The organism is Haemophilus sp. oral taxon 851 str. F0397 (genome assembly GCF_000242295.1).
Lineage (GTDB): Bacteria > Pseudomonadota > Gammaproteobacteria > Enterobacterales > Pasteurellaceae > Haemophilus.
The window spans coordinates 60,687-85,910 of record NZ_JH591076.1 but is presented as its reverse complement, the minus strand read 5'-3'; the positions used below and the strand labels follow the sequence as shown (position 1 = coordinate 85,910).

General features: G+C 38.3%; 23 protein-coding genes and 2 pseudogenes. 9 read left to right on the top strand and 16 right to left on the bottom strand.

Features of this window, described 5'->3' with window-relative positions; all coding sequences use genetic code 11:
• A partial coding sequence (locus HMPREF9096_RS09035; protein WP_009500339.1) for a YadA-like family protein occupies positions 1–901 on the top strand: 901 nt, incomplete at its 5' end.
• Between the two features lie 218 nt (positions 902–1,119).
• A pseudogene (locus tag HMPREF9096_RS09125) lies at positions 1,120–1,280 on the top strand (transposase); the annotation flags it as partial.
• Positions 1,281–1,603: 323 nt separating this feature from the next.
• On the opposite strand, the gene HMPREF9096_RS05015 reads toward HMPREF9096_RS09125, so the two are convergent.
• Complete coding sequence (locus HMPREF9096_RS05015; protein WP_009500338.1) at positions 1,604–2,923, bottom strand: phosphoethanolamine transferase; 1,320 nt, start codon at positions 2,921–2,923, stop codon at positions 1,604–1,606.
• Positions 2,924–3,464: 541 nt separating this feature from the next.
• Here HMPREF9096_RS05015 and pyrD point away from each other — a divergent pair.
• Together pyrD and HMPREF9096_RS05025 are read left to right on the top strand one after the other, a co-directional pair.
• Complete coding sequence (gene pyrD / locus HMPREF9096_RS05020) at positions 3,465–4,484, top strand: quinone-dependent dihydroorotate dehydrogenase (protein ID WP_009500337.1); 1,020 nt, start codon at positions 3,465–3,467, stop codon at positions 4,482–4,484.
• Complete coding sequence (locus HMPREF9096_RS05025; protein WP_009500336.1) at positions 4,484–5,308, top strand: PHP domain-containing protein; 825 nt, start codon at positions 4,484–4,486, stop codon at positions 5,306–5,308. Before pyrD ends, HMPREF9096_RS05025 begins: the two co-directional genes overlap by 1 nt.
• 90 nt (positions 5,309–5,398) lie before the next feature.
• Here HMPREF9096_RS05025 and HMPREF9096_RS05030 read toward each other — a convergent pair whose 3' ends face one another.
• Entirely contained in the window at positions 5,399–6,007 is a 609-nt protein-coding gene (locus tag HMPREF9096_RS05030; RefSeq protein ID WP_009500335.1) for a chalcone isomerase family protein, read from the bottom strand.
• A 127-nt stretch (positions 6,008–6,134) separates the two neighbouring features.
• The gene (gene fumC / locus HMPREF9096_RS05035; protein ID WP_005645450.1) at positions 6,135–7,529 is read right to left on the bottom strand and encodes a class II fumarate hydratase; all 1,395 of its coding nucleotides are present in this window, start codon (positions 7,527–7,529) and stop codon (positions 6,135–6,137) included.
• 235 nt (positions 7,530–7,764) lie between these two features.
• Here fumC and HMPREF9096_RS05040 point away from each other — a divergent pair, with 235 nt between their 5' ends.
• The 4 genes from HMPREF9096_RS05040 (at position 7,765) to HMPREF9096_RS05050 (ending at position 13,200) form a co-directional block, all read left to right on the top strand.
• Complete coding sequence (locus HMPREF9096_RS05040; protein ID WP_009500334.1) at positions 7,765–8,199, top strand: DNA polymerase III subunit chi; 435 nt, start codon at positions 7,765–7,767, stop codon at positions 8,197–8,199.
• A 7-nt stretch (positions 8,200–8,206) separates the two neighbouring features.
• A complete protein-coding gene (gene yqfB, locus HMPREF9096_RS05045; protein WP_009500333.1) occupies positions 8,207–8,512 on the top strand; it encodes a N(4)-acetylcytidine aminohydrolase in 306 nt (101 codons plus the stop codon).
• Positions 8,513–9,376: 864 nt separating this feature from the next.
• Positions 9,377–12,241, top strand: coding sequence for a valine--tRNA ligase (locus HMPREF9096_RS0108715; RefSeq protein WP_032803363.1), 2,865 nt, complete (start codon positions 9,377–9,379; stop codon positions 12,239–12,241).
• 65 nt (positions 12,242–12,306) lie between these two features.
• Positions 12,307–13,200, top strand: coding sequence for a hypothetical protein (locus HMPREF9096_RS05050; protein WP_005645317.1), 894 nt, complete (start codon positions 12,307–12,309; stop codon positions 13,198–13,200).
• 177 nt (positions 13,201–13,377) lie between these two features.
• On the opposite strand, the pseudogene HMPREF9096_RS09505 reads toward HMPREF9096_RS05050, so the two are convergent.
• From HMPREF9096_RS09505 to HMPREF9096_RS05090, 9 genes and pseudogenes are all read right to left on the bottom strand, one after another.
• Positions 13,378–13,639 (bottom strand): annotated as a pseudogene (locus HMPREF9096_RS09505) (transcriptional regulator).
• A 253-nt stretch (positions 13,640–13,892) separates the two neighbouring features.
• The gene (gene hybG / locus HMPREF9096_RS05055) at positions 13,893–14,168 is read right to left on the bottom strand and encodes a hydrogenase maturation factor HybG (RefSeq protein WP_009500329.1); all 276 of its coding nucleotides are present in this window, start codon (positions 14,166–14,168) and stop codon (positions 13,893–13,895) included.
• Between the two features lie 29 nt (positions 14,169–14,197).
• Entirely contained in the window at positions 14,198–14,707 is a 510-nt protein-coding gene (hybE, locus tag HMPREF9096_RS05060; protein ID WP_009500328.1) for a hydrogenase-2 assembly chaperone, read from the bottom strand.
• Positions 14,708–14,798: 91 nt separating this feature from the next.
• A complete protein-coding gene (locus tag HMPREF9096_RS05065) occupies positions 14,799–15,272 on the bottom strand; it encodes a HyaD/HybD family hydrogenase maturation endopeptidase (protein ID WP_009500327.1) in 474 nt (157 codons plus the stop codon).
• Entirely contained in the window at positions 15,272–16,981 is a 1,710-nt protein-coding gene (gene hybC / locus HMPREF9096_RS05070; protein WP_009500326.1) for a hydrogenase 2 large subunit, read from the bottom strand. Before hybC ends, HMPREF9096_RS05065 begins: the two co-directional genes overlap by 1 nt.
• Positions 16,981–18,207 carry a Ni/Fe-hydrogenase cytochrome b subunit gene (hybB, locus tag HMPREF9096_RS05075; protein ID WP_005629305.1) on the bottom strand — a complete coding sequence of 409 codons (1,227 nt, stop codon included), beginning with the start codon at positions 18,205–18,207 and terminating at the stop codon, positions 16,981–16,983. The genes hybC and hybB overlap by 1 nt, the downstream gene beginning before the upstream one ends.
• Positions 18,200–19,240 carry a hydrogenase 2 operon protein HybA gene (gene hybA / locus HMPREF9096_RS05080; RefSeq protein WP_009500324.1) on the bottom strand — a complete coding sequence of 347 codons (1,041 nt, stop codon included), beginning with the start codon at positions 19,238–19,240 and terminating at the stop codon, positions 18,200–18,202. Before hybA ends, hybB begins: the two co-directional genes overlap by 8 nt.
• 2 nt (positions 19,241–19,242) lie before the next feature.
• Entirely contained in the window at positions 19,243–20,388 is a 1,146-nt protein-coding gene (gene hybO / locus HMPREF9096_RS05085) for a hydrogenase 2 small subunit (protein WP_009500323.1), read from the bottom strand.
• Positions 20,389–20,598: 210 nt separating this feature from the next.
• The gene (locus HMPREF9096_RS05090) at positions 20,599–21,069 is read right to left on the bottom strand and encodes a hypothetical protein (RefSeq protein WP_009500322.1); all 471 of its coding nucleotides are present in this window, start codon (positions 21,067–21,069) and stop codon (positions 20,599–20,601) included.
• 160 nt (positions 21,070–21,229) lie between these two features.
• Here HMPREF9096_RS05090 and HMPREF9096_RS05095 point away from each other — a divergent pair, with 160 nt between their 5' ends.
• Positions 21,230–21,613, top strand: a complete 384-nt coding sequence (locus tag HMPREF9096_RS05095; RefSeq protein WP_009500321.1) for a helix-turn-helix domain-containing protein — start codon at positions 21,230–21,232, stop codon at positions 21,611–21,613.
• 50 nt (positions 21,614–21,663) lie between these two features.
• Here HMPREF9096_RS05095 and trpCF read toward each other — a convergent pair whose 3' ends face one another.
• Genes trpCF through HMPREF9096_RS05115 form a run of 4 tightly spaced genes read right to left on the bottom strand, consistent with a single transcriptional unit; the run spans position 21,664 to position 25,214 of the window.
• A complete protein-coding gene (gene trpCF, locus HMPREF9096_RS05100) occupies positions 21,664–23,103 on the bottom strand; it encodes a bifunctional indole-3-glycerol-phosphate synthase TrpC/phosphoribosylanthranilate isomerase TrpF (protein WP_032803359.1) in 1,440 nt (479 codons plus the stop codon).
• A 40-nt stretch (positions 23,104–23,143) separates the two neighbouring features.
• On the bottom strand, positions 23,144–24,145 hold the full coding sequence (gene trpD / locus HMPREF9096_RS05105) for an anthranilate phosphoribosyltransferase (protein ID WP_009500319.1): 1,002 nt from the start codon (positions 24,143–24,145) through the stop codon (positions 23,144–23,146).
• Between the two features lie 52 nt (positions 24,146–24,197).
• Positions 24,198–24,584, bottom strand: coding sequence for a tautomerase family protein (locus HMPREF9096_RS05110; protein ID WP_009500318.1), 387 nt, complete (start codon positions 24,582–24,584; stop codon positions 24,198–24,200).
• Between the two features lie 48 nt (positions 24,585–24,632).
• Complete coding sequence (locus tag HMPREF9096_RS05115; protein WP_009500317.1) at positions 24,633–25,214, bottom strand: aminodeoxychorismate/anthranilate synthase component II; 582 nt, start codon at positions 25,212–25,214, stop codon at positions 24,633–24,635.
• Between the last annotated feature and the right edge of the window lie 10 nt (positions 25,215–25,224).

Here is a 25,224-nt window from a genome sequence, read left to right as displayed (position 1 = left end):
TGCAGCGGTAACGGGTGAGATTGAAAAAGATGCAGCAACAGGTGATGCGAAAGCGAAAACTGATGATGATAATAAACTCACTGCTGTGGCGAATGTAGCTAACGCGATTAACGCAGCGAAAGTGAAAGTTGAAGCGAAAGACAATACAGCGGAAGTTGAGCATGATGTAGCAACTAACACTTACAAAGTTGCAGCGAAAGTTGATGCAGGTAAAGGTATCGTTGCGGGTGCAAAAGGTTTATCTGTAGATACCGATAACACAACCATTAAGGTGGATGATGCAGGCAAGGTTGCAGCGGTAACGGGTGAGATTGAAAAAGATGCAACAACAGGTGATGCGAAAGCGAAAGCTGGTGATGATAATAAACTCACTACTGTGGCGAATGTAGCTAAAGCGATTAATGCGGCGAAGACTAAAGTAGTTGCTGGAAATAACATTAAAGTCACGTCTAGTGGCAATGAATACACTGTTTCTGCAGACTTACCGTTTACTAAAAATGCAGATAAGTCAATTAGCTTAAATGAGGAAGGTGTAATCCATAATGTGGCTAATGGACGTGTTGCTAAAGACAGTAAAGATGCCGTGAATGGTGGTCAGTTACATGCTGTTGAAAGCCGTTTGAGTGGCAATATGGATAAATTAAACCATCGCATTGATAAAGTGGGCAAACGTGCAGATGCTGGTACGGCAAGTGCAATTGCTACGGCAAACTTGCTCCAATCTTATCGTCCTGGTTTGTCAGCTGCTACTGCTGCAGTAGGTCAATATCGTGGTCAATCTGCGGTTGCTGTTGGTTATAGTCGCCTTTCTGATAATGGAAAATATGGGGTGAAATTATCACTAGGTGCTAATACACAAGGTAATGTTGGTGCCGGTGCTGGTGTAGCATACTTCTGGTAATAACCTGATTTTCCTTTAACTTTCTAATGAAAGGTTGATATTAAAATGTGATGATTGCGTTGTGATCATCACATTTTTTATTATAGCCAGACGAAAGTCTGGCTATAAAAACCATACGCTATGCGTATGGAGCCAAATAGCTTAAGCGATGAACAGAAAAAACTCGCTATATAATGAACAAAGCTGACAACCAAAATTTAACGTATAGGAGGATTCTCATGGTAAGTAAAACCACTGATAATTTAAGTCTATCACGCAAAAATGGAACGGTAAGTATCACATTGTATTTATCCCGAAGTACAGAAGAAAAGCAATTTATGAAAAGTTAAGAGCTGATATAGGGCAAATATTGAGGCAGTTATGTGACTATAAAAATGTGTAGATAATAGAAAAGAATGCAATACCAGATTATATCCATATGCTCTTACAAAACCCACCTAAAATATAGATATGGAAATAGGCATTTCTGGGAGAAAGGATTGTTATTATAGTATAGATAAAATATATCATATAAAAATGATTAGATATAAGAAAGTAGTAAACATACAATAAGGAGCAAAGAAAATATAAAAAGTAATATAGAGTTTTCTTTAAAGTGGAGAAATTGAGAGCTTATTAGGTAAGGCTTATTCTTCACGCCATTAAGGCACGTGAAGAATAAGTCTATATGGACTTAAAGACGGATATTTTACGTCTTGATTATTACTTTCTATTAGGATTAATAAATGCTGGAGGATTATTTTTTTCAATAGAAAGATAGCCATAATCCCCAGTTATCATACCGGAATTAATTACGCCTTTTTCACAGCTCGATATTGGCATATCAAATCCCATAATATTGATAATCAAGGTTGAAAGTTGTTGGTGAAATAAACGTTTGCATTGATGTAACACTTTTAATTTTTGGTTGATTCTATCAATTTTTGTATAAATAAATGTAGGAACAATATATTGATCTTCCACTGTTGTTCCCTGGTTATAATGATTTTTTGTAACAAATTGTCCATGGTCTGAAGTATATATTAGAATATAATCGTCTTTTCCACGTTTTTCTAGATAATTGTATACCTTCTGGATTAATTGATCTGTATTGTATACTGTGCTGTCATAATTATCTAAGGGGGATCCATCTTTAAAGATTTTATCTTCTTCTTTTAAATATTCAGCATAGGGGCTATGTGAACCTCGTTGATGTAGCACAATAAAATTTTTTTGTTTATCAAGATCAATTTTTTGTAATAGAGGGAATAGTTTGTGATCGTTCATTCCTTGCTCTGGTGATAAACCTAGCTGTGTTGGGGTGATTTGGTGATTCATCCAACTTTTTCCCATAATACTCATAATCATCATTGCGCGTTCTGGTTGTGCTGTATAAAAATGGGTATCAAATCCTTGAAGTTTTGCTAGTTTGAAGAAATTCGTATCGCCTTTCATTATTTGTTTTAGTCCATTTGGACGCGGAATTGCATTGAAAAGTGCAGGTACAGAGATGGCGGTCATTAAGCCAGCACTATACGCTTCTTTTAATAAAACATTAGGATTTTCGTTGGCTAATTGTCGAATAAAAGGCATAGTTTCTCGTTCATAACCGAAATAATCGACGTGTTTTGAACTTAAACTTTCTCCCATAATAAAAATAATATTTTTTACATCAGGTGAAGATATAATTGAGGGAGTTGGATGTAAATAGTCTTTTACTTGACTTAAGTTGAATGTTTCATAAGGAATAACTTTTCCGATGAAATTACCTATAGAAAAGAAATTACTTTTTACTCTAGAATAAGCAGGATTTGAAGTAACGCCTAATTCTTGCGTAGAATAAAATGATCTACCAAATAAGTAGAGGAATAAGCAAATAAATAAAATATCAGATATACAATACTTACTTACTTTTTTTGTAGGATATATAAATAATGCAGAAATGAAAATAATAGTTTCTAATAAGGAGTAAATTACAGGTGGTCCAACGCGATCCAACATTGTAATACCAACATGAGAGACTTCTCCTATTTCTTTGAACATCAGGAAGTAATTTGTGCCGTTGATTCAATTATCATATATTGCATAATGTCCAGAGTTAATAATAACAGCAGATGCAAAAAATAAACAAACAAAGAATTTAGTGATTTTATATTTTGAGAAAAGAAGAAAAATGATAAGTAATAAGTTAATGCTGTAAGTTTCAATATAACGACCAAGTGGAGGAATGTTAAATATATTTCGATAAATTATTTCGCTAATCAATAGTATTAGGGGGTAAGCTAAGATTATAAATGATTTTAAACTAGACTTCATTGTTTCTCCAATTGGTTGAGCTCTTTTATTTTTCAACTATAATCATTACCAATAGAAAAATCAATGTTAATGTTTTATAAAAAATATATAAAATTTTATGTGTTATGATAACTCTAATGAGAAATAGGATGATTTTTTATTAATTAGATTTTTTATTATTTGCACATCATCTTTGTTCCTCGTAGAATACAAGCAGTCTTCCCCTTAAAGTGCGGTGAAAATTAACCGCACTTTTCTTACAGTCAACTATCCCGAGAGATAAACGAGTATGTATCAATTATTCCGTCACGGCATTTTCCAAATGGATGCTGAAAAGGCTCATAATTTCACAATTCAATGCTTGAAATTAGCCGGTAATCCTTTATTTCAATCAATCTTAAAATCTCTTATTCATGTTCCCAAAGGCTTTCCGAAAACGGTAATGGGTGTGAATTTTCCTAATCCCATTGGATTGGCGGCAGGGGCGGATAAAAATGGCGATGCGATTGACGGCTTTGGTGCATTGGGTTTCGGTTTTCTCGAAGTAGGAACAGTCACGCCCGTTGCACAAGATGGGAATGCAAAGCCACGTCAGTTTCGCTTGATTGAAGCTGAAGGGATTATTAACCGTAATGGCTTTAATAATAATGGCATAGACTATCTTATAGAAAATGTAAAAAACGCCCGTTATAAAGGCGTGATTGGTATCAATATTGGTAAGAATAAATTCACACCTTTAGAACAAGGCAAAGATGATTATATTTTCTGTTTGAATAAAGCCTATAATTACGCAGATTATATTACGGTGAATATTTCATCACCCAATACACCAGATTTGCGTCAGTTACAATATGGTGACTATTTCGATGATTTATTGCGAAGCATCAAGGAACGTCAAGCTATTTTGGCAAACCAATACAATAAATATGTGCCGATTGCGGTAAAAATCGCACCAGATTTAACGGAAAGTGAATTAGTGCAAATTGCGGATACGTTGGTTCGTCATAAAATGGATGGCGTTATTGCAACGAATACTACAATTTCTCGTGATACGGTTATGCGAATGAAAAATGCGGAACAGCAAGGCGGATTAAGTGGAAAGCCGCTGCAGCATAAAAGCACAGAGGTTATTAAGCGATTAAATCAAGAACTGAAAGGTCAGATTCCGATTATTGGTAGCGGTGGCATTGATGGCTTGCAAAATGCGCAAGAGAAAATTGAGGCAGGCGCAGAGTTGTTACAAGTTTATTCAGGATTGATTTATCACGGTCCAAAATTAGTAAAAGAATTAGTAAAAAATATTAAATAATGACAAAAAAATACGACTTACATTGTCACAGCACTGCATCGGATGGGGTGTTGAGTCCAACTGAATTAGTGCATCGTGCTTATTCGCAAGGCGTGAACGTGTTGGCATTATGCGATCACGATACGATTGCGGGTATTGATGAAGCTGAGACTGCAGCGAAAGAAGTAGGCATTGAATTGATTACTGGAGTAGAAATTTCGACAAATTGGGAAGGGCGGGGGATCCATATTGTAGGATTAAACTTCGATAAAACTCATCCCCAAATGACCGCACTTTTGCAAAGCCAAAAAGCATTACGCGAAAAAAGAGCGGTGGAAATTGGCGATAAATTAGAAAAAGCAGGGATTCCTCATGCTTATGAAGGTGCAAAGGCTTTAGCCGATGGCGAAGTGACGCGTGCTCATTACGCACGTTATTTGGTGCAGATTGGTAAGGTATCTAATGATGGTCAGGCCTTTAAACGCTATTTAGGGCAAGGAAAATCGGCATTTGTCAAAGCTGAATGGACTGATATTCCCACGGCGATTGAGACAATTCATGCTGCAGGCGGTATAGCTATTATTGCGCATCCATTACGTTATAACATGACGGGGAAATGGGTGCGTAAGCTGATAACCGATTTTAAGGTTTGGGGCGGGGATGGTATGGAAATGGCGGATTGTGGTCAGACAAAAGATCAACGTCAAATGCTTGCTCGTTGGGCAAAAGAATTTGATCTTCTGGGATCCGTTGGCTCCGATTTTCATTTCCCTTGTGGCTGGATTGAGTTAGGAAAAAATTTAGATTTAGTTGATGGAATCATCCCAGTTTGGGAAAAATTTTAATAAGCTATATGTACAAATACCTGTTTCCTTGATAATAAAATTTATTTGGAAACAGGTATTTTTTATGGTTCAAAATATAAAAAACTGAATTTATCCTTCGGATTTTTTCTGATTATCTAATAAATAATGTGGCGGCAATTCAGGCATTGAATCTTGTTCATCAACGGATTCAATTTCAGGTTTGAGATAAAATTCAGTCGCTTCATGATTGCTTTTCATTTTGCCTAATAATTGTGGCTGAAGTTTTACAAAAGTACTATTCGGTGCAAGCCAGATGCCGATAAATGCCTGATTAAATTTAGCATCAAAATCGTGTTCCAAAACAGTGTCATTTAATACGAAGTAACCTTTATCGGGTAAGGCAATGTAGTTCAAGATATCGTTTGGTGAGAAATCCGGAAATGTGGATTGCATTTCTTTAAGCCAGCTTTGAGTATCGCCATCATTAAGTTTTAAGGTTTCGATTTCTTTAATAAGAGTAATCGCAAAATTTTTTCCTTCAATGGGTTTTTCATATTTGAAAGAGAGCATTAATGGGCGTTCATTTTCTTGATAAGTACCCGTTTCAGAAAATAAACCAATGGTATAAACATGGAACGGCCCCCAAGTGTATTCGGCATTTCCGATGGGTTGCCAATGAGCAAAAGGTGCGGCAGAAAAAAACGTTATCATTGCCACAAAAAGGGATTTCATTTTCATAATAAATTGCCGTGAATAAAATTGTGTTGATTATAACAAACCGCATCAAAAAACAAATGAGAAACGAGTAAAAAGGCGAGTAATTTTACTCGCCTTTAATATTACTGATGTTAATTTGTGCGGTGAATTATTTTAGGCTACCCACCATATCTTCAGGGCGAACCCATTTATCAAAATCTTCGGCAGAAACTAAGCCTAAATTAATCGCTTCTTCACGCAATGTTGTGCCATTTTTGTGCGCCGTTTTTGCAATTTTAGCTGCGTTTTCATAACCAATATGCGTATTAAGTGCGGTCACCAACATCAATGAATTTTCAAGTTGTTGTTTAATTCGAGGATAGTTTGGTTCAATACCTACTGCACAGTGTTCATCGAAAGATACGCAAACATCACCCAATAATTGAGCAGATTGTAAGAAGTTTGCAATCATTACAGGGTTGAACACATTTAATTGGAAGTGACCTTGTGAGCCTACAAATGCGATAGTGGTGTCGTTACCAAATACTTGTGCGCAGACCATTGTCATCGCTTCGCATTGAGTAGGGTTGACTTTACCTGGCATGATTGATGAACCCGGTTCATTTTCAGGAATTAAAATTTCGCCAATTCCTGAACGCGGGCCTGATGCTAATAGACGAATATCGTTTGCAATTTTAAATAAACTCATTGCTAATTGACGTAATGCACCGTGAGTTTCAACAATCGCATCATGAGCGGCTAATGCTTCAAATTTATTATCTGCAGTGACAAACGGAAGTGCGGTGAATTTCGCAATGTAATCTGCCACTTTCACATCATAGCCTTTCGGCGTGTTCAAACCTGTACCAACCGCAGTTCCACCCAATGCTAATTGGCTTAAATGTGGAAGAGTATTTTTTAATGCTTTTAAGCCGAAATCTAATTGAGCAGCATAAGCCGAAAATTCTTGGCCTAATGTGAGTGGCGTGGCATCCATTAAGTGAGTGCGGCCAATTTTTACCACGTTTTTGAAGGCTTCAGATTTTGCCGCAAAAGTTTTTTGTAAACGTTCAACACAAGGGATGGTGTGCTCAACTACTTTTTTATATGCCGCAATGTGCATTGCTGTTGGGAAAGTATCGTTTGAGGATTGTGATTTGTTCACATCATCATTTGGGTGAATGATGGATTTTTCACCTAATTTGCCACCGTTTAACACATGAGCACGATTTGCAACCACTTCGTTCACATTCATATTAGATTGTGTACCAGAACCGGTTTGCCAAATAACGAGTGGGAATTGATCATCTAATTTATTTGCTAAAATTTCGTCACAAGCTTGAGCAATTAAATCACGTTTTTCAAGAGGTAATACACCTAAATCATGATTAGCAAATGCGGCTGCTTTTTTCAAATAGCCAAAAGCTTCGATAATTTCATGTGGCATTGATGCAGCAGGACCAATTTTAAAGTTATTGCGTGAACGTTCAGTTTGTGCAGCCCAGTATTTATCTGCTGGAACTTGAACTTCACCCATTGTGTCTTTTTCAATACGAAATGCCATTCTGTACTCCTATGAATTGAATGAAAATTAATTACTGGATTGATTTTAACACTTCAGAGTTATGAGTGGAACGTAACAAAAACGTTAAAAATCAGTTTTGTGACATAGATCATAAAAGTGCGGTGGATTTTCACGCATTTGTAATAATGTATATTTAATTATTTATTTTTTAGGGTTTTTTCGTTAGAATTTTACCCTTTTTATAGGGCAAGATTGAGAAAATAACGGGGCTAAAATGGCAAAAACTGCACAATTTTACATTCTTACGGAAGATTGTACGTTAACTGTTGAAGAAATAGCCTGTAATCTTGCTGCCTCAATATGGCGATCAGGGAAAAAAGTATTGATTAGCTGTGAAAGTGAGACTCAAGCGCTAGAGATTGACGAGCGCTTGTGGCAACGAGATACTAATGAATTTGTTCCGCATAATTTATCGGGTGAAGCCACACAATATCCCACACCGATTGAGATTTCATGGCTTGGGAAACGAAATTTACAACGCCGTGATGTGTTAATTAATTTGCAACAAGAAATTCCAGATTTTAGCCATAGTTTTACCCAACTTATTGATTTTGTACCAAAAGATGATGCTTTAAAAACACAAGCTCGAGAACGCTATAAACAATTACGTCTGCAAGGTTGGAATCTTTCTACTGAAAATGTGGGTTAAGAAATAAATGAACGACATTACCTTTTATCAACGCTTTGAGGCCGACATCCTCGCCGGGCGCAAAACCATCACCATTCGAGATAAATCGGAAAGCCATTTTAAAGCGGGTGATATTTTGCGAGTGGGGCGGTTTGAAGATAATCAGTATTTCTGCACGATTGAAGTGTTAAGTGTTTCACCAATTACCCTTGATGAATTGACGGAACAGCACGCGGAGCAGGAAAATATGGGGTTGGAGGCGTTGAGAGAGGTGATTCGGGGGATTTATCCGGGCGATATAATCCTTTATTTAATACGATTTAGAGTAGCTTAACTGTTTAATTATAGGTTAGTCATGTTAACTGATAATGAAAAAGACACGTTGTATTCTTTAATAAGTAGGGAAGATTTAGAGTTTTGTATAAGGCTAATTCACAATAGCAAAGGCTATGATAGTCATTTTGTTAGTTTATGTTCATCTAGAGACTTAGTTTTGCCTATTTCTATTCAATGTAATATTATTTTTTCAATAATAGATATTCTTTATTCAAGGTTATATCCTAATAATGACAAGTTAAACTTCAAGCAAAGATTTGAAGCCATAAAAGAAAAAGATAATAAAAGTCAAATATTAAAATATATCTATGGGATACTTAGGCTTGTTAGAAATATATCTGTTCATTCCCCAGACTCTATAATGATGCAAAATGAATTAATTCTTTTTGATGATATAAAAATAGAAATTGGATATTTAAGAAAGTTATTTAGCATAATTATTATATTTGTAAGAGTTTATAAAAAAAGAATGAATAGGTATGACTTAGAATATATAAAAGCATATCTATCTTTAATTCATAAACACATAACATTTAATAAACAGGAAGATTTGAACACTTTTAATAATATTATAAATGATTTAGGTGTTGTGCATAATGAATTAACAGGGATACGATTTAGATATATATTGGATTTTAATACATTAGATAGCGTTTTTTGGGCTAAGATCAGAAATAACTCAAGCGTTTTTATTGGAGAGCAACTATATGAAGAAGTTGATGAATACTTAATATCTGTAGGAAAAATGCAATATTTAATCTTAGGAAAAGAGTTAAGTAAAAATAATCTTCAAGATTGGACTGTAGATGGAACGTATGTTGGTTATAAAAAAATCGAAATTGATAAGCAAGAGAGAGCAGCAATGACACAAAAATTCGAAATGGCAGACCGTTTTAACCCGTCTGCGGTAGAACAAGCACTTTATCAACATTGGGAAGAGAGCGGTTATTTTAAACCGTCGGAGGACGTGAATGCGCCGAGTTATTGCATTGCGATTCCGCCGCCGAATGTGACGGGTTCCCTACACATGGGGCATGCTTTCCAACAAACTTTAATGGATACGTTAATCCGTTTTAACCGTATGGAAGGGCATAATACCTTATGGCAAGCGGGGACAGACCATGCGGGTATCGCCACCCAAATGGTGGTGGAGCGTAAAATTGCCGCAGAAGAAGGTAAAACCCGCCACGATTATGGTCGTGAGGCGTTCATCAACAAAATTTGGGATTGGAAAGCCTATTCAGGCGGCACGATTAGCCAACAAATGCGCCGTTTAGGTAACTCCATCGACTGGGAACGTGAGCGTTTTACCATGGACGAGGGTTTATCCAATGCGGTAAAAGAAGTGTTTGTTCGCTTGCACGAAGAAGGTTTGATTTACCGTGGCAAACGCTTAGTAAACTGGGATCCAAAACTTCACACCGCGATTTCTGATTTAGAAGTAGAAAACAAAGAGAGCAAAGGTTCTCTTTGGCATTTCCGTTATCCGTTAGCAAACGGTGTAAAAACGGCGGATGGTAAAGATTATTTAGTGGTGGCAACCACGCGTCCGGAAACCATGTTGGGCGATACGGCGGTGGCGGTGCATCCTGAAGATGAACGTTATCAATCTTTAATCGGTAAAACCGTGGTTCTGCCGTTGGCTAATCGTGAAATTCCGATTATTGCCGATGAATATGTGGATCGTGAATTCGGTACCGGTGTAGTGAAAATAACCCCTGCGCATGACTTTAATGACTATGAAGTCGGTAAACGTCACAGCTTGCCGATGGTTAACGTATTAACCTTAAATGCGGATATTCGTGATGAAGCAGAAATTATCGGTACTGACGGCAAACCACTTGCGGGTTATGAAGCGACTATTCCTGCGGATTACCGTGGATTAGAGCGTTTCGCTGCACGTAAGAAAATCGTGGCAGATTTTGAAGCGCTGGGTTTATTAGATGAAATTAAACCGCATGATTTAAAAGTGCCTTATGGCGACCGTGGTGGCGTGCCGATTGAGCCGATGTTAACCGACCAATGGTATGTGAGCGTGAAACCGCTTGCTGACGTGGCGATTAAAGCGGTGGAAGACGGCGAAATTCAATTTGTGCCGAAACAATATGAAAACCTTTACTTCTCTTGGATGCGTGATATTCAAGATTGGTGTATCTCTCGCCAACTTTGGTGGGGGCACCGTATTCCGGCGTGGTATGACGCAGAAGGCAACGTTTATGTCGCACGCAACGAAGCCGAAGTGCGGTCAAAATATAACTTAGATTCTGCGATTGAGTTAAAACAAGATGAAGATGTGCTAGACACATGGTTCTCATCAGGCTTATGGACGTTCTCTACCTTAGGTTGGCCAGAACAAACCAAAGAGCTCAAAGTATTCCATCCAACGGATGTGTTAATTACTGGCTTTGACATCATCTTCTTCTGGGTTGCGCGTATGATTATGTTTACGATGCACTTCGTGAAAGATGAAAACGGCAAACCGCAAGTACCATTCAAAACCGTGTACGTAACAGGCTTGATTCGTGATGAGCAAGGTCAAAAAATGTCGAAATCGAAAGGTAACGTACTTGACCCAATCGATATGATTGACGGTATCAGCCTTGAAGATTTACTTGAGAAACGCACCGGCAACATGATGCAGCCGCAATTAGCAGAGAAAATTGCTAAAGAAACGCGCAAAGAATTTGCTGAGGGGATTGCTGCACACGGCACAGACGCATTGCGCTTTACACTAGCCGCATTAGCTTCAAACGGTCGTGATATCAACTGGGATATGAAACGCCTAGAAGGCTACCGTAACTTCTGTAACAAATTATGGAATGCAAGCCGTTTCGTGCTCACCAATGACAAATTAGATTTAAGCCAAGGCGAAATCGAATTCTCCGTGGCAGACCGTTGGATTCAATCCGAATTCAATCGCACAGTAGAAACGTTCCGCAGCGCATTAAGCCAATATCGTTTCGACCTTTGCGCCAATGCGATTTATGAATTCACTTGGAACCAATTCTGCGACTGGTATTTGGAACTCACCAAACCGGTATTTGCCAACGGCAACGCAGCACAAATTCGTGCAGCAAGCCAAACTTTGGTTCACGTGTTAGAAAAATTATTACGTTTAGCACATCCACTTATTCCATTTATTACCGAAGAAATTTGGCAAAAAGTGAAAGGTTTTATGGGTATCACGGCCGACAGCATTATGTTGCAACCTTTCCCACGTGTGGAAGAAAATGCGTTTGATGCCGAAGCAGAAACTGAGATCAATTGGCTTAAAGAAGTAATTGTTGCTGTGCGTAACATCCGTGCCGAGAGCAATATTCCACCAAGCAAAGGCCTCGATCTGTTATTCCGTAATTTAAGCACAGAAAATGCAAAAATTCTCGAAAAACAGACCGCTCTTTTAAAAGCCATGGCGAAATTAGACAACGTTCAAGTGTTAGCGGCAAATGAAACTGCACCACTTGCGGTAGCGAAACTCGTTGGCAATGCTGAACTGCTTGTGCCAATGGCTGGGTTTATCAATAAAGAAGCTGAGCTTGCTCGTTTAACTAAAGAGATTGAAAAATATCAAAACGAAGTTAAACGTATCGAGAATAAACTAAGCAACGAAGCTTTCGTAGCTAAAGCGCCTGAAGCAGTGATTGCGAAGGAACGTGAAAAACAAGCGGAATACCAATCTGGATTAGAAAAAATCCAAGAGCAGTATAAAGCGATTGAAGCGTTGTAGTTTAAATATTATGTCCCTTCTGTTTATTTCAGAAGGGATATTTTTTATTGTGAAGGATGAGAATAATGAAAGATATTTATTTTGGAAAAATATACCCTTTAGAAAAACATATATCTTTAACAAATAAGCCTTCTTTATGTAAACAGCAAATTAAATTTTTGAATCCTCTTCTATTACAAACTATGTTTACGGAAGACAATTTTGAACAATATGCTCTTAAAGTAACTTTTTTCCAAGGAAATCGATTTTCTCAAACCTTGCATTTTTGTTCTCACTCTCCGAATAAACTATTTGATACTAAAGAAGAATTAAAAGCAGTACTTTTTGATAAATTAGATAGCAAAGAAAGTTTAGGAAGTATTGTTATTGCATCAGGTGTAATTCCTTCGGAGGAAAGCTTAGTCATAAAAAATTCTTCTTGGTTTATCCGTAATTCTGATTCGTTAGATAAAAATGAATTTTTCCATTTGAGCAATGAGTGGCGTGCGATAGATGGCCGAGGTATGGCTATTTTTGAATCTTTTGGTACGGTGACAAATGCTTATAGACAAGTATTTTTAATTATGTTGGCTTTAGCATATTACAGAGCGTTACATAAAATTAGCGAAGAGTTAGCAAATGTTTTGGCTAAGCCGGATAATATTCAAGAGTTAGATAAGTTGTATACTGAAGCAGCAATTTTTAATGCGCGTTATTATTTTGATAATCCAATTGAGTTTTCTCGTTATCCAACATTTTGTGCTTGGGAACATATACGAGAGGCATATCACCTTAGAGATAAAAACAATGAGGTTACTTCTCAGTTGGCACAAGTACATCAAATACTAAGTTATACTCAACAAAAAGCAGAACAGAGTATTAATGAAAAACGTAATTGGAAGCTAGGGGTAATCGGGGTTATTTTGGGTGGAACAGGACTGATTGAGGCTATAGATATAATTATTCAATGGTTTTCTTAACTGAATTTCAGACAAGCCATTAGTTCTAGCAACGATAGGAAAGATTAAGTGGCTCTAGCCAAATAATATCCATAGGTAATTAAAAAATATGACTGGTCGTGGTGGAATGCAAAGGGCGCTGCCATTGATTCTGATATAAAGCCGCGCTGTTTTTTCCTGAGCGTCGGCTAAAGAAATTCAGAAATCTTCGCTTTCTTCCTTGATTGAGGGAGCAGTATCAGATGACTTTTTGCGTGGTTTCATAATAAGCTCTAACTCTAGTTCAGCTAGAATTTTAAATAGTGTTTCTGATTTAGTACGCTCTGGCTTATTCTAAAACGCTAGAAATTCTAGTTGGGGTCGTTCTGGCGAGTTTAGCGACATCAGTTTGTGACAGCTCTCCTTGATAGAGAAATACTCTAATTACATGAGAAAGCATTTTTGCGGTGATGATAACCATTGTGACTCTTCATACGCTATGAAGTATAAGGCTTGTTTTATATCATATGCGATATAAGCTGCAAAAGATTAAAATTTCCACTGCACTATCATCTTCTACATTACAATTAAATGATTCAATTAATAGACTTTTTACATTGTTATAGAAATATTCTTAAACAAAAAGACAAGAGAAATATTGGTTTAGATTAGAAAAATTAGAAAGATTGAGAGGTATAAATTGAAATAAAAAAGTAGGCGCAATGCCTACTTTTTTATTTTTGATTTAATCCTAAAAAATCTCCAACTTCGTGTTCGAGTTGACTCATGGCGAGTAGGGCTTCTTGGGTTTTCTTGGCTTCATCTTCATCAATAACACTCATTGCAAAACCTACATGAACGAGCACCCATTTACCAAGTAAATCGGCAGGATCTCCAGTGCAGACTAGAGAAATATTCACATCACGTTGTACGCCACATACATCCACAGTGGCAAGTTGAAGAGCGTTTTCGCCAATCTTAACAATTTGGCCTGGAACACCTAAACACATAATACTTTCACTCCTATTGAAATTTGTGCCTATTTTACTATCGAGCGGAATAAGTTACGTCGATCTGGATCAAAAGTTGTTGCTTTTGTTGGCATTGATAAAATCATTCTGAGGCAATCTTGTGCGAGTTGAGCTGCTTGAGTATTTGTCATGGCACGATCTATCGGAGAATGAAGGGAACAACTAAGATATTGTGGAATATTTTCTAAACTACTCACTGTGAAAGTGAAGGTTTTATAGGGCAGTTGTACTGAAAGTTTATCGCCAATTTCGCGCGGTTCCCATTCTTGATCTTTGCCTGGCAAAATGACAATACTTAACATCCAAGGTGTCACAACTGTACCTATCCATTGGTTTTCAAAAAGTACAAATTTAGGACAATAGCAGTCGATACCTTTTCGATAGAAAGGAAGATCTTTCATTTTTTCTGCAACTTTTCGCATTTCGTTTTGGAAGATTGAAGATGGCTCTTCGGCGAAGCCTTGAATGATACCTTCAAGTGCGGTGGTATTTTCTGGTGTTTTTTCGTGTCGATACATAATTATTAAAATTTACAGCGAGGTGAATTTCAACAATTCACGCATACCATAAGAACAAATTATGGCGTGCGTGAAATGTATTATTTCTCATCTACATTTGAACGTGAAATCCATACTCTTTCAAAACGTTTTCTAATGTTTTAAAAATTTCTGGAAATTGTGTTTGAATTGTTTCACTTAATGCAATTTGTGGGTCAAAAGTTTCTGGTTGAACCCCAATTAAACATAGATTTTTAGGGAATTCATCCGTTAATTTTAACGCAGAAAGCACATCACAAATACCAAGTTGATGTGGTGAAATTTTACGAGAGAAAAATACTGGCACTTGCTCATCATGAAGCACAATGATTTCTCCTGGCTGTTTATTGGCAAGTACGGAATCAATGATGATGATATGCTCACGATTTGCCATTTCATCCAGTAATTCCATGCCACAAGTGCCACCGTCAACCACGTCAAAGTGCGGTAAAATTTCAGAGCGATTTTCTAGAGCTTGGGCGATTCGTACGCCCACCCCTTCATCGCCGAGTAAAATATTACCAACGCCTAAGATTAATGGTTTCATTAGAGCACCTTCACTTGTGTGACTTCACCATTTTCTGTATTCACAACATGCACTGCGCATGACATGCAAGGGTCGAAAGAGTGGATAGTACGCACAACTTCTAATGGTTTTGTCGGATCTGCTACGGGTGTACCGATGATGGAAAGCTCATAAGGCCCCATTTCATCATTTTGGTTACGAGGACCTGCATTCCAAGTCGATGGCACAACGGCTTGATAATTTTCGATTTTGCCATTTTTAACGACAACCCAGTGAGAGAGCATGCCACGAGGTACTTCACCAAAACCAACTCCTTTAAACTCACCTGTTTGTGGAATGTCTGTTTTGAGATAAGCAACGGTATCACCTGTGCCAATATTATCAACAAGTAGTTTCCATTGTTGTTCAAGAATATTATTTAGTACGCAACAATGTACGGTACGAGCAATAATGCGCCCTAAGGTTGAATGTAAATGATCAACAGATAAGGTATTGCCGCTTAGTTTTTCATACAGCCCTTTAATATGGTTAAAGTGATGTAATGTATCTTTATTTTCGTTTGCTAAGTTACACATTAAATAGGCAAGAGGGCCCACTTCAACAACTTTTCCGTAGAAACTTGGCGCTTTAACCCATGAATATTTGCCTTCATCTTGCCAGCCTGTATATTTCGGACGTGTTAAGCCAGCCCAAGGTTCGAGCGGTTCATCGTCTTCATACCAAGCGTGTTTACCACTTTCTTTAATGCCTTTCACAACAAATTCATCTTTTTGTTGCGTAATTGGGCGGAAGGTCGAAATATCGAAGTTTTCAATATAGCCACCCGTTAGAACAAATTTAGAATTATCGCCATCAATTGGATATTCAGGTACAGAAAGGTAGTTGCCCGATGTTTTACCAAGATTGAGCCATTCAGGGTAATAAGCCGCAATGATCGCCGCATCAACACGATAAACTTGGGTAACAAAGTCATTTAAACGATCAATACAGGATTTTACAAACATTAAACGTTCTAAGTTTAATACTGATTGAGAGTCTAAGTTGATTGGGTTTGCTACGCCACCAATTGCTAAATTTTGAATGTGCGGTGTTTTTCCGCCGAGTAATGCCACAATACGGTTACAATCACGCTGACATTCAAGTGCTTGTAAATAGTGGGCAACAGCGATTAGGTTTACTTCTGGCGGTAATTTCATGGCAGGGTGACCGAAATAACCATTTGCAAAAATACCAAGCTGACCGCTTTCAACTAAAGATTTAATTTTATTTTGTACATTGCGGAATTCATTTGCACTGTTTAGTCCCCATGTTGAAACACCTTTAAGCATTTCAGCGGCTTTATCGGGATCAGCGTTCAGTGCCGCAGTGATATCCACCCAGTCCATCGCAGAAAGTTGATAAAAATGAACGATATGGTCGTGCATACTATGAGCAGAAAGAATCATATTGCGGATATATTGTGCATTCACTGGCACTTTGGCACCAAGAGCATCTTCTACTGCACGCACACTCATAATGGCGTGAACGGTTGTACAAACGCCACAAATACGTTGCATAATCATCCAAGCATCACGCGGATCTGAACCTTTCACGATATTTTCCATTCCACGCCACATTGTGCCTGATGACCAAGCGTTGGTTACTACGCCATTTTCAATTTCGCAATCGATACGCAAATGGCCTTCAATGCGTGTGATAGGGTCGATTGAGATACGTTTTTTTTCAGTCATTATTCTGCTCCGCTCATTTTTTTACTGAATTGTGCTTTTTCGGCAATAATTTGTTCCGAGTCTTCATGATGTTTTTCTTTCAACACTGGTAAGACTGGGAATAGACGAATTATTAAAATATAGGCGCAAATTTCGATGGATACGAAACCAATAGAAATTAGCAATTCTTCTGCTGATGGGAAGTAACGATAGCCATTACCTGGATCGTACATAATCATTGAATAATTTAAACGCCATAGGGCTGCGCCGAGTAACATGCTCAAGGCTGAGATAAACAGCCAACGTGAATCAGATTTTTTCTCACCAAGGAATAAAGTGAGTAATGGTAATGTCATTAACCATACTTCCATCCAAAACATCCAAGCTTCAAATTTACCAAGTTTATCGAATCCGAATACATAATGGAGTTTGTCATGATAAATCAACTCGCCAAAGCGTACTGCAAGGAAAAGTGCGATTAATCCCGCAGTCACTTTTGCAAGCTGGGTAAAGAGTGAACGCTCATCTGGTGTTTTTCCTGCTAAACCTGCTCGTACTAAAGAACCTTCAAAAATTACGATAGAAAAGCCCATAATAAATGCGGTAAGCAAGGATAAGATTGGTAATGCTTCATAGCTTTGCCACACTTGATGAACTTTATGACCTGCGGCGATCATTAATGATCCCATTGACGATTGGTGCATCATCGGCAATAGTGCACCAAGTGCGATAACAAAGAACATAATTTTGTTGAGCTTATTAAACCATTTTTTCAATCCTAAGAACCCGAGCCAAACTGGCGCAAATTCAAGGGTAACAACAATGATGTAAATCGTCATACAAAATGCGGTTTCAAATAACACCGAGTTTGTATTGAATTGACCTGGAATGTAGAAGTAAGGCAAGTGCCAGTAACGCCCCATATCAATGGTGATGGAAAGACCACCTAGTGAATAGCCGAATAAGCTTGCAAGCAATGCGGGACGCACAAGAGGGTGATATTTCCCTTTGTTGAAAATATATACTGTCCAAGCTAATGCCCAACCACCACAGGCAAAACCTGTACCTACAAGTAAGTCAAAGGAAATCCATAAGCCCCAAGGATAACCGCCGTTAAGTGCGGTGACGGAACCGATACCTAAGAACAAACGTTTGATAATTAATAAGATACAAATTACAGCCAAAGGTGCAAAAAAGAGAATACTGGCGGAAACTAATCGGCCGCCCACCGGACGTGGATTACCCATGATGTTCATCCTCCGCTTCTTCCATTTCTTTACGCGCTTGGCGCATTGCTTCTTTTTGCGCTTCAATTCGTTCACGAATCTTATCGCCGTGCATATTCTTATAAGTCATCATTGTTAAACCAGCTAACGCCACCAGTGGCAATGCCAAACCGCGATACAAGAAGTGCTGTAAATGCGCTGCGCGTGCACCTGTAGCAATATCATCTAACTCAGGGAAACCTAAATTTTCTTGTGGAACCGCACTTAACACTAATACTTGTGTACCGCCCCCTTCTTTTTCACCGTAAATACGATATTGATAGGCTGGCACAGTTGCGCGATAAGTGTCTTTACTGTTTACATGTTGGCGAGGATAGTCATATTCCGTGCCACGTAATAAACTTAAACGACGTTTTGCTTCCGCTAAAAGTTCTTCACGGGTACCAAAAATAATTGCCCCAGTTGGACAAACATGACAACAACCTGGTAATTCACCTCTATCTAAGCGTTCCACACCCTTTTGGTTACAAAGTTCACATTTGCTGATTTGACCAAATGGATTGTCATAATCATATTTTGGCACGTCAAATGGGCAACCCACCATGCAATAACGGCAACCAGTACAAATATCAGGATCGTATTTAACAATACCTGTTTTAGGATCTTTTGTTAAAGCCTGTACTGGACAAACAGAAACGCAGTTTGGATCAACACAGTGCATGCATTGTTTTTTAACATAAGCATAACCGTTTTCTGTTTTATCTTTATTTTTGCCGTTGCCATCGCTCCATACTTGAATCACGTTGCGTGTGAACGGAGTGAGTTTGTCATTGTTTGTCCAAGTTTGCTCACCTTTTGGATTGACAGGTGTTTTGTTCACTTGCTGACATTCTGCAACGCAAGCCTGACAGCCAACGCAAAGTGTGGAGTCATAAAGCATCCCAAGTGCGCCAGGAATTGGCGGAAGATTTTCCACCGCTTCGGCTTTTGCAACGGGCAGACCTGATGTGACTGTTCCCAGCAGACCTGCTTTTAGGAAATTTCGTCTATCCATCTTTAATGTCCTTGATCTTGATTGGCTTGTTTGTCTGCTGCTTTGTTCGCTTTATGTTGTTTGCTCAATTCTTTCAAGGTCATCACGCTGACACCTGCTAAAATGGCTGCAGCACCGCCTAATAAGCCAATCGCCGTCATTGAGGCACCTTCGCCTTCAACATTGTTTACATCTGGTTTTTCCACGCGTGGCGTTGGATTTTCGACGTTCGCTAATTGGAAAATGCCTTTGGTAAAGCCGATACCTTGATCGTTACAGCCATAGCAAGGATGTCCGATACCCACAGGCCAGTTATTGCCACCAACATCACAGAATTCTAGTGTAGAGCAGTTGCCGTAAGTTTCGGGTCCTTTACAACCTAAATGATATAAACACCAGCCATGGCGATGACCATAATCGCCAAATTCTTTTGCGAAACGGCCTGCATCAAAGTGCGGTCGGCGATAACAGTTTTCATGAATTAGACGGTCATAAGCAAACAATGGACGATTTAATTTATCCATTGCCGGTAATTTTTTATAAGTGATGATATAGGCAACGGTTGCCAAGAAATTATGTGGGTTAGGAGGACAACCTGGAATGTTAATAATTGGTGTGCCTTTTGGTAAAACTTCAGAAAGACTGACTGCACCTGTTGGGTTGCCACCGCAAGATGGAACACCACCCCAAGATGAGCAGGATCCAATTGCAATAATGGCTGCGGCACCTTTTGCGGCTTCACGAATATGTTCCACAATTGGTTTGCCTGCCACCATGCAGTACACACCGCCGTCTTTAATTGGAATGGAACCATCCACTACAAGCACATATTTGCCGTAATAATTATGGATAGCATTATGTTTATTTTCTTCCGCTTGTTCACCAAATGCGGCAGAAAGCACCTCATGATATTCTAGGGAAATTAAATCGAGCACGAGATTTTCAACAGTTGGGTGGGTTGCACGCAGTAAAGATTCGGTACAGCCAGTACATTCTTGCGCACCAATCCAAAGCACTGGTGGGCGTGCTGGACTGGTCATTGCTGCCGTCATTTCTGCGCCCGCTTTAGAATTTAGCCCCATCGTAGCCGCAAGTGCGGTACATAATTTCATAAAATCTCGGCGAGAAACATCTGCCAACGCAGAAAAAACGCCATCTGGATTATTCATAGTATCACTCCAAAGACACACATTTATTGTGGGAATTGGCCAATGATAAATGTTTTCTTCAAAAAAAATTTGATCATAATCATGAAATGAAGAATTTATAGCAAAAATATGTCCAGATTGTGAACGGAATGTTATTTTAGATGAGAAGGATTCTTGTTTGTTTATTTTTAGGAAAGAAAAAAGGCTGCAATGTTGCGCAGCCTTATTATGTTATTTTTTCTTTTGAGGTCGAGCGGATGTATTTTCTTGGATATCTTTATCACCACATTCAAAAATTTGTGCGCTGATTCTATAGCCAGTAATATGGCTTTCTATTGCATAGCCTTCTTCATCTAATGGGCAACGATTTCTACAAGTTGGTAGTTCTTCAACAATTCGTAATGTAATTCTTTTTCCTTTACCAATTGCCTCTGCAGCATTATTTCTAAGATCATTGAGTGCACTATCTCTCAAGGTTTCCCGAGTAACTGAGCCTGGAGTATATGGGGTATCTGAATTAGTTGTTTCCTTGCCTTCCGCCTCACCTAACACTTTACAACCGTAGGGAGTTGAACGTACTGTTGTAATTCCTCTTGCTTCAGGATTTAAAGATTTCCCTTCATAAGGAACAAATTGAACACAGCCAGATAATACTGTGGATGCGATTGTAGTTAAAATAATACTAGGTACTAACTTTTTCATTTTGCATTCCTTAATATGTTGTTTATTAAGCCTTTTATTTAATCGTATTGGTTATAAGATGAAGAAATGATATACTAGGCACCAATTAACCTCCACCAATAAAAGGGAGAATTATTTCGCCTTTTTGTGGTGAAAAACATCAAATTGGGTAAAAGCTAAAATGAATCTTAATCAAAAAATTCGTACAATACGTGAACAAAATGCCTGGTCACAAGAAGATATGGCAACGAAGATGAATATGTCGGTTAATGGCTATGCGAAGATTGAACGTGGAGAAACAAAATTGCGTCTAGATAAGTTAGAGCAGATTGCACAGATTTTTAATTTGGACATTGTAGAACTGCTTTCTTCAGATCAGCAAAATATATTTTTGATTAATGAGCATAGCAACTTAAGTTCTAATTATTACGGTAAAAGTAGTGGTAACGATTTTGTGATTGAAAAACTGAATTTGATTATTATGCATAAAGATGAGCTTCTCCAAAAACAATCTGATGAAATTGCATCACTGAAAAAAATAATCGCCTTACTTGAACAAAAATAATATTAAAAATAAAGCACTACTGAAATTCAGTGGTGCTTAAACGAAAAATTCTAGAACGAGTTAAAAATTTTTTCAAAAACTAACCGCACTTTTTCTTCATCTTTTACGCCCGCAGCACTCTCTACGCCAGAATTAAGATCTAAGCCTAAGCAATTTTGTTGAATGGCTTGCTCCACATTATTTGGTGAGATGCCTCCGGCTAAAATAATCTTATGTTTAAGATGTTCAGGAATTAATGACCAATCAAAAGTTTTTCCTGTGCCACCTTGTTGGTTCGCTGTTTTGCTGTCAAAAATATAACGATCCACATTCAAATCATCAGTAAAATTGACCGCACTTTGGGCTTCAGTATTGACCGAAATCGCTTTCCAGATCTGCGTGTTTTTTGGTAGTTGCTGACGAAGTGCGGTAATAAATGCTTCATTTTCTGCACCGTGTAATTGCACCGCATAAAGTTGCAACTGACTGGCTATTTTTGCGATAAAGTCAATTTCTTGATTCTGAAACACACCAACAAATCGAAGTGGAGCAGTGGTTACCAATTCTTGTGCCTGGCGTAAACTCACACAACGTTTTGAATGTTCGGCGAAGATTAATCCGCCGTAAAGTGCGCCGTTTTCGTAAACGATTTTGACATCTTGCGCGCGTGTTAAACCGCATACTTTATTTTCTCCAAAAATCACCGAGCGAACCGCATTATTCAAATCTTGGTTGCCCATTAAGCTACTCCCAATTAAGAAACCATGCGCCACCTTTTGTAATTGACGAATTTGCTTGTGGTTGTAAATGCCTGATTCGCTAATAATACGTACATCAGTAGGGATACGGTCGGAATATTTTTCAGTGAGTTCAACAACACGATTTAAATCCACAGTTAAATCGTGCAAGTTACGGTTATTAACACCAATAATTTTCGCACCAAGCGCAAGGGCGCGTTCAAATTCTTCTTCATTACTAGTTTCTGTCAATACGCCCATACCAAGAGAATGCGCAAGATCTGCCAGCACACGATAAGTCTCATCGTTTACCACAGAAAGCATTAATAAAATTGCATCCGCTTGATAGTAGCGTGCAAGGTAAACTTGATATTCGCTAATCATAAAATCTTTGCAAAGCACAGGTTGGCTCACGATAGCGCGAACTAAAGGCAAGAACTCAAAATTACCTTGGAAGTATTTTTCGTCAGTTAGCACAGATACAGCAGAGGCATAGTGTTTATAGACATTGGCGATATCTTCCAAATTAAATTCAGCACGAATTAATCCCTTGGAAGGGGAGGCTTTTTTACATTCCAAAATATAGGCTGGCTTTTGATGCGTGCCTTTTTCTAACGCTGAGTAAAAAGAGCGGTCAGATTTTTGAACGTTTTGTTTAAACTGAGAAAGCGGAAATTCAGCTTCCTTTGCTTTAACCCATTGTGCTTTATCAAGTACAATTTTTTGTAACACCGTAGCGGAATCAATGGGTTTGGTAAAATCTTGAGTGATCATCATTTTTCTTCTTATTATGGCGTATTAAATTAGCTTTTTATTAATATGTGGTTAATTTCTGTAATGTTTCAAAGGCTTTACCTGATGCAAGGTGCGCCAATACATTTTGCACATTTTGTTTTAAGTCATCATGCCCGAATAATTTCAATAATAATGCCGTGTTTGCTGCGACAGCATTTGCGTGTTCAGCTTTTCCTTTGCCTTGTAAAAGTGCGGTGAGCATTTGGGAATTTTCTTGTGGTTCACCACCGCGAAGAGTTTCAAGGGATTGCGCTTTTAAGCCAAAATCTTCTGGCGTTAAAGTGAAATATTCAATTTTGCCACTTTTAATTTCTGCCACTTGTGTTTCGCCGTGTAATGCGACTTCATCTAAGCCAGAACCATGTACAACAAAGGAATGTTGATGCCCTAAGGCAACCGAAGTTTCAGCATAGGTTTTCACTAATTCAGACGCATATACACCAAGTAAATGATAAGTTGGGCGAGCAGGATTGATAAGCGGACCTAAAATATTAAAGATAGTGCGCGTTTTTAAAGCTGCACGGACTGGCGCAACATGGCGGAAACCAGAATGATATTGTTGAGCAAATAAAAAGCAGACACCAATTTCATCTAATGCTTGTCGAGCTTGCTCTGGTGTGACATTCACATTAACGCCAAGTGCCGTTAACACATCGCTAGCACCTGATTTACTCGACACGCTACGATTGCCATGTTTTGCTACTTTGGCTCCCATTGATGCTGCCACAATCGCACTGGCGGTGGAAATATTAATGGTATTTTGTCCATCACCACCTGTTCCCACAATATCCGCAAAAGAGTAATTTGGATGTGGGAATGCTTTAGCATTTTGTAATGATGCGGCAACCGCACCCGTAATTTCCTCAGTATTTGCTCCCCGCACTTTTAAAGCGATAAGCATTGCAGCAATTTGTTCATTGGAAAGTTCACCTTGGATGACTGCATTAAAAAGTGCGGTGCTTTCTGAGGTTGAAAGTGAATGTCCGCTATAAAGTTGTTCTAATAATTGGTTGTGTTGCATAGTCTATTCCTGTTTTTCTTTATATATGGATTTGTTAATTTTCTATATTTTATTAAACATAAATATCGTAATCTAAATCGCGCGCTTCATCGCCTGTCATTCCTCGGAAACCCCAGCAATGCGCAGGTTGTTCTTTAATCGTAATTTCCACATCGTGAGCACGGATGCCGAGCTTATACTCCAATTCGCTAAATAGCATTTTTATCAAGCGTTTTTTTGTGCCTTCCATACGACCAGCCATCAGGTTAATTTCGATGACCGTGTAATCATCGCTACGATCAAAAGGGTAGTAAAAATCGTCTTTTTCTAAACATAAAAAGCGAATTGCGTGTTTACCTTTTGGAATATCTAAGCCAAGATATAGGCTGTTATAAATGACTTCTGCCAGTTGTTCACGACGTGGTTCGAGTTTGGATTTAAGTCCGAATACGGTGATCATTTTTTCTCCTTTAAAGTGCGGTTAAAAATCACCGCACTTTTTGATGTCTTATCTATTTAACAACCATTCAATTGATTGTTGTAATAATTGCGAACCTTGCACAGTTAAAATACTTTCAGGGTGAAATTGGAATGCGCAAATGGGTAAATCGCGATGACGAATTGCCATGATAATGCCATTATATTCCGCATTGACGATAAATTCTTTTGGTAAATCTTGTCCCATTAAAGAATGATAACGCGCCACAGGCATTGGATTAGCAAGATATTTAAACATGGCTTCGTTATCATGGGTGATACGAGAAACTTTACCATGCAACACTTCGCCAGCGTGAACAACCTTACCACCAAAGGCTTGAATTAATGCTTGATGACCTAAACAAATTCCAATAATCGGAACATGATTTTTTAAGCGTTCGATCAATGGTAGTAGAATCCCTGCTTCTGATGGTGTTCCTGGTCCTGGAGAAAGTGCAAGAATGGTATCTGGTGTATTAAGTGCCGTTTCTACTAGTTTTTCTAAATCGCAATCATTGCGGTAAATTGTCACGTTGTGACCCAATACACGGAATTGATCCACAAGATTGTAAGTAAAGGAATCGAAGTTATCTAAAAATAAAATATTAGCCATAATAATTCTT